Origin of the sequence: Mycobacterium sp. (assembly GCF_044342925.1) — a bacterium.
Lineage (GTDB): Bacteria > Actinomycetota > Actinomycetes > Mycobacteriales > Mycobacteriaceae > Mycobacterium.
In genome coordinates this window covers 1-4914 of sequence record NZ_JBIIOV010000210.1, presented here as the reverse complement: position 1 = coordinate 4914, position 4914 = coordinate 1, and the positions used below count along the sequence as shown (strand labels likewise).

Here is a 4914-nt window from a genome sequence, read left to right as displayed (position 1 = left end):
CGATGACGTCGGCGATCTTGTTCAGCAGCACCGATCGCTGTGCGACGGAGGTCTTCCCCCAGGCCGGCGCGGCGGCGTGCGCGGCGTCGAGCGCCTTCTCGATGTCGGGACCGGTGGAGCGGGCCACCTCACAGAACGGCTGGCCGTTGACCGGCGAGAGAGCCTCGAAGTACTCCCCGCCGACAGGCTTGACCCACTGACCGCCGATGAAATTCTCATAGCGGGCCTGGAAGGACATCAACGCATCGGCAGCACCCGGACGTGCGTACACGGTCATTCGACGACTCCCCTCCATGGCAGCATGTAACGCAGCTCACATTACAGTTCCGACAAGAATGGCGGCATGGTCGACGACCCGTACCTCTGGCTGGAAGACATCGACGGCGGCGACGCCCTGACCTGGGTGCGTGAGCGCAACGACACCACCATCACGCAATTGCGTGACGACGATTTCGAGCGGATGCGAACCGCGGCCCTGGAGGTGCTCGACACCGACACCCGCATTCCCTACGTTCGCCGCCGGGGTGAACACCTCTACAACTTCTGGCGCGATGCGACCAACCCGCGCGGGCTGTGGCGGCGGACCACCCTCGGGAGCTACCGGTCGGAATCCCCGGACTGGGAGGTGATCATCGACGTCGACGAACTGGCCCGGACCGAAGACGAGAACTGGGTGTGGGCCGGCGCGGACGTCATCGAGCCCGATCACACCCTGGCGCTGGTGTCGCTGTCCCGCGGCGGCTCGGATGCCTCCGTGGTGCGCGAATACGACATGCGGACAAAGGAATTCGTCCTCGGCGGTTTCGAACTGCCGGAGGCAAAGTCCCGGGTCACCTGGGAGGACCCCGACACCCTGCTGGTCGGCACCGACTTCGGCCCGGAGTCGCTGACCGACTCCGGTTACCCCCGGATCGTGAAGCGCTGGAAGCGGGGCCAGCCGCTGTCCGAAGCCGAGACGCTGTTCACCGGCTCGCGCACGGACGTCACGGTGGCGGCCGGGGCGGATCGCACACCCGGTTACGAGCGCACCCTGATCTACCGGGCGATCGACTTCTTCAACGACGAGCGCTACGAACTGCGGGCGGGCGAACTCGTCCGCATCGACGCGCCCACCGACGCGACCATCTCGGCGCACCGCGACTGGCTGCTGATCGAACTGCGCACCGACTGGCACACCGGGACCGCCGACTTCACCGCCGGGTCGCTGCTGGCCGCCGCCTACCAGGAATTCCTCGCCGGCACTGCGGAATTGACCGTCGTCTTCGCACCGGACGAACGCACCTGCCTGCACCAGTACGCCTGGACCCGCGACCGGCTGCTGATGTCGACGCTGGCCGACGTGGCCACCCGCGTCGAGATCGTCACCCCCGGCGCGTGGACCCGCGAACCGGTGATCGGCCTGCAGGACAGCACCAGCACCGCCATCGTCGCCGTCGATGACACCGGCGACGAGGTATTCCTGGACTCCAGCGGATTCCTGACGCCGTCGACGCTGCTGCACGGAACCGACCGCGGCGAATTCACTCCGATCAAGACGGCGCCGGCGTTCTTCGACGCCACCGGTCTGGCCGTGGCCCAGCACTTCGCCGTCTCCGACGACGGGACCCGCGTCCCGTATTTCGTTGTCGGCCCGCTGGATCAGACGTCACCGGCGCCCGTGCTACTGGGCGGTTACGGCGGGTTCGAGGTGTCGCAGACGCCCGGCTACGGCGGCGTCCTGGGCAGGCTCTGGTTGACCCGTGGCGGCACCTACGTGCTGGCCAACATCCGCGGCGGCGGGGAGTACGGGCCGATCTGGCACACCCAGGCGATGCGGGAGGGCCGGCACAAGGTTGCCGAGGACTTCGCCGCGGTGGCAAGGGATCTGGTGAAACGCGGGATCACCACCGCCGAGCAGTTGGGCGCCCAGGGCGGCAGCAACGGCGGGCTGCTGATGGGCATCATGCTCACCGCGTATCCCGAACTGTTCGGCGCGCTGGTGTGCCAGGTGCCACTGCTGGACATGAAGCGATTCCATCTGCTGCTGGCCGGGGCCTCGTGGGTGGCCGAGTACGGCGACCCCGACAATCCGGAGGACTGGGCCTTCGTCAGCAAGTACTCGCCCTACCAGAACATCGATGCCGAAAAGCGTTATCCGCCAGTGCTGATCACCACCTCCACCCGCGACGACCGGGTGCACCCCGGACACGCCCGCAAGATGGCGGCCGCTCTGGAGGAAGCCGGTCACCGGGTCTGGTACTACGAGAACATCGAGGGCGGCCACGCCGGGGCGGCGGACAACGCGCAGACGGCCTTCAAGTCCGCACTGGCGTTCTCGTTCCTGCACCGGATGCTGGCCGGGCAGCCGGAAACGGCTACCTGACCACGCTGGTCGCTACGGCCACAATCGCAAGCGCCGCACCCGGCGGCCGACCGCACGCAGCGCGGCCACGGCCAGGCACACCAGCGAGGTGCCCAGCAGCACCGAACCCACGGTGTCGGTGAGGTAGTGGTAGGTAACCGCCTGCCCGATGATGCCCAGCACCGCGAATGCCACAACGGCCCACACCAGCCACCGGCGCACGCCCACCGCCACGATGAGCATGCCGAGCAGGACGACTATCAGCGTGGTGTGCCCGCTGGGGTAGGCCAGTCCTTCGTCCTTCATCCGGCCGAACAGCGGTTTAAGAAACCGGCTGGCGAACACCGCGATGAAGGGTGCCAGCACGATCACCGGCAGAAGCGACCAGAGCCGCCGATACAGCGACACCCCGATCGCCGTCACGGCCAGCGCCTGGGCGGTGCGGTAGTCGGTGAACATCAGCAACGATCCCAACGGGGTGCCCAGTGCGCCCTGTCCGGCCTGCTGCATCCAGGCGTCGATCGGGGTGGCCCCGTCGCGCACGCCCAGGCCGAGTAGAACCATCAACGGCAGGCCGACGGCAGGCCAGCCCAGTAGCGCTCTGTCGATCAGTTCTGAATCCCCCGTAGGTAGGCCGCCTGACCCAGGTGCTGGGCGCAGTCGTCGATGATGCTGACCAGACGCACACTCGCGGTCACGGGCGGGTTCCAGTTCTCATCGACGACACGGGCGAGCTCTTCGGCGGTGACACCGGCGACGTACTCCAGCGTCATCCTGTGCACCGCATGGTAGTAGCCGGCGAGCAGATCAGCGGGAGCCCGCACCTTGCCGACGTCCGTGGCGCTGTGGCCGTAGCCGTGCGAGTCACGGGGCAGATCCAGGCCGAAGCGGTCCACCCAGCCGCCGCGGAACCAGACCTGGTCGATGCCGGCGATGTCGGCCATTTGTGCGTCCTGAACCCGGGCGCTGTGCCAGATCAGCCAACAGATGCTGTTGGCCTGCTTGCCGGAAACTGTGGTGGGCCGGAAGAAGGAGACCTCGTCGCTCAGGTCGTCGGTGAGGGCGTCGACGTGCTCGATGAGCCGGGTGAAGGAGTCGCGCAGCAGTTCCCGAGCGGCCGCGGCATCGGGGGATTCCGCCATGAATTCGACGCTACGCCAGGGACCGAAACGCTGCGTCGCCTGACATTCGTGAGTTATGACGTCGTGATCGTCCCCATCACCAGGCAGTCAGGCGCCGAGCGGCCCTGCCAAGGCCACGAAATCGTCGGCGACCAGATCGAATTCGCTCGGCGTCCAGGACGCCATCCGGCCGCCGGGCCCGCGCTCCATCGGGCGCGGCACGTAGGCCGTCTTCAGTCCGCAGGCCGCCGCTGCCCGCAGGTCGCTGGGGTGCGCGGCCACCATCAGCAACTGTTGCGGCTCCAGGTCGAGCAGTCGCGCCGCCCCCAGGTAAACCTCTGGGTCGGGCTTGTAGTGGCCAAAGAGCTCAGCGGAGAAGATCGCGTCCCACGGCAGGCCGGCATGCCGCGCCATGTCCAGCAGCAGCGAGACGTTGCCGTTGGACAGCGTGATCACCGGAAAGCGGGCTTTGAGGCGGCGCAGCCCCACCACGCTGTCGGGCCAGGGGGCCAGGCGGTGCCAGACGCGGTTGAGTTCGGCCACCTCGGCCTCTGGCGGCGTGAGGCCTCGCTCGGCCAGCAGGGCGTCCAGGATGCGCCGGTGCAGGCCGTCCAGGTGGGTCCAGGGCAGGCGGCCTTCGCGCACCTCCTGCATGGCCGACGGGTAACCGGCCCGCCAGGCATCGGCAAAGGCCGGCGGGTCCACCGGCCAGCCCAGCGAGCGCACCTCGGCGGCCACGGACGACCGCCAATCGACCACGGTGCCGAAGACATCGAAAACGAGGGCGCGGACCTCGGCGAGGCCTCCTGGCGTCGTCATTCGAAGAGGTCAGGCTGCTCGCGGGTAATGCGGGCGAACAGCGGCTGGAAGCTGAACCAACCGGCCCAGTGGCTGCCCACCTGGCTGCTGGTGAGCTTGGCCATCTCCGGGTCGATCAATATCGGCGTGCCGGCGGCTTCGGCCATCAACTGCGCCTGACACGTGCGTTCCATGGTGATAAACCACCACGCCGCCTCCTCGACCGAGTGCCCGACGGTGAGCAGACCGTGGTTACGCAGGATCACCGCCTTGTTGTCGGCGAGATCGTGGGCGATGCGCTTGCCCTCCTCGATATCGAGCACGACGCCGGAGTAGGCGTCGAACACCGCATGGTCCTCGTAGAACGCGCAGGCGTCCTGGGTGATGGGGTCGAGCCTGCGGCCCAGCGTCGACCACGTCTTGCCGTACACCGAGTGGGCGTGGGCCGCGCCGATCACGTCGGGGCGGGCGGCGTGGACCTGGGAGTGGATGGCGAACGCGGCCCGATTCAGCGGACCATCGCCTTTCACGATGGTGCCGTCGTGGCGCACGAGGAGCAGGTCGCTGACCCGGATATGTCCGAAGTGCAGGCCGAACGGGTTCACCCAGAAGTGGTCGGGAAACTCAGGATCGCGTGCGGTGATATGCCCAGCG

General features: G+C 67.9%; 5 protein-coding genes and 1 pseudogene. 1 reads left to right on the top strand and 5 read right to left on the bottom strand.

All coding sequences use genetic code 11. The features are described 5' to 3' along the window. A partial coding sequence (locus ADBZ6I_RS15995; RefSeq protein WP_526385561.1) for an aldehyde dehydrogenase family protein occupies positions 1-277 on the bottom strand: 277 nt, incomplete at its 3' end. A gap of 48 nt (positions 278-325) precedes the next feature. Here ADBZ6I_RS15995 and ADBZ6I_RS15990 point away from each other — a divergent pair. After that, positions 326-2362: pseudogene (locus ADBZ6I_RS15990) on the top strand (prolyl oligopeptidase family serine peptidase); the annotation flags it as partial. Between the two features lie 12 nt (positions 2363-2374). Here the strand turns inward: ADBZ6I_RS15990 and ADBZ6I_RS15985 are convergent. The 4 genes from ADBZ6I_RS15985 to ADBZ6I_RS15970 form a co-directional block, all read right to left on the bottom strand. Beyond that, a complete protein-coding gene (locus tag ADBZ6I_RS15985; RefSeq protein WP_526385559.1) occupies positions 2375-2905 on the bottom strand; it encodes a phosphatase PAP2 family protein in 531 nt (176 codons plus the stop codon). A 44-nt stretch (positions 2906-2949) separates the two neighbouring features. Continuing rightward, positions 2950-3483, bottom strand: a complete 534-nt coding sequence (locus ADBZ6I_RS15980; protein ID WP_526385557.1) for a mycothiol transferase — start codon at positions 3481-3483, stop codon at positions 2950-2952. 87 nt (positions 3484-3570) lie between these two features. Further along, complete coding sequence (locus ADBZ6I_RS15975) at positions 3571-4281, bottom strand: haloacid dehalogenase type II (RefSeq protein ID WP_526385555.1); 711 nt, start codon at positions 4279-4281, stop codon at positions 3571-3573. Beyond that, on the bottom strand, positions 4278-4914 hold a 637-nt coding region (locus ADBZ6I_RS15970), incomplete at its 5' end, for a class II aldolase/adducin family protein (protein ID WP_526385553.1). The genes ADBZ6I_RS15975 and ADBZ6I_RS15970, both read right to left, overlap by 4 nt.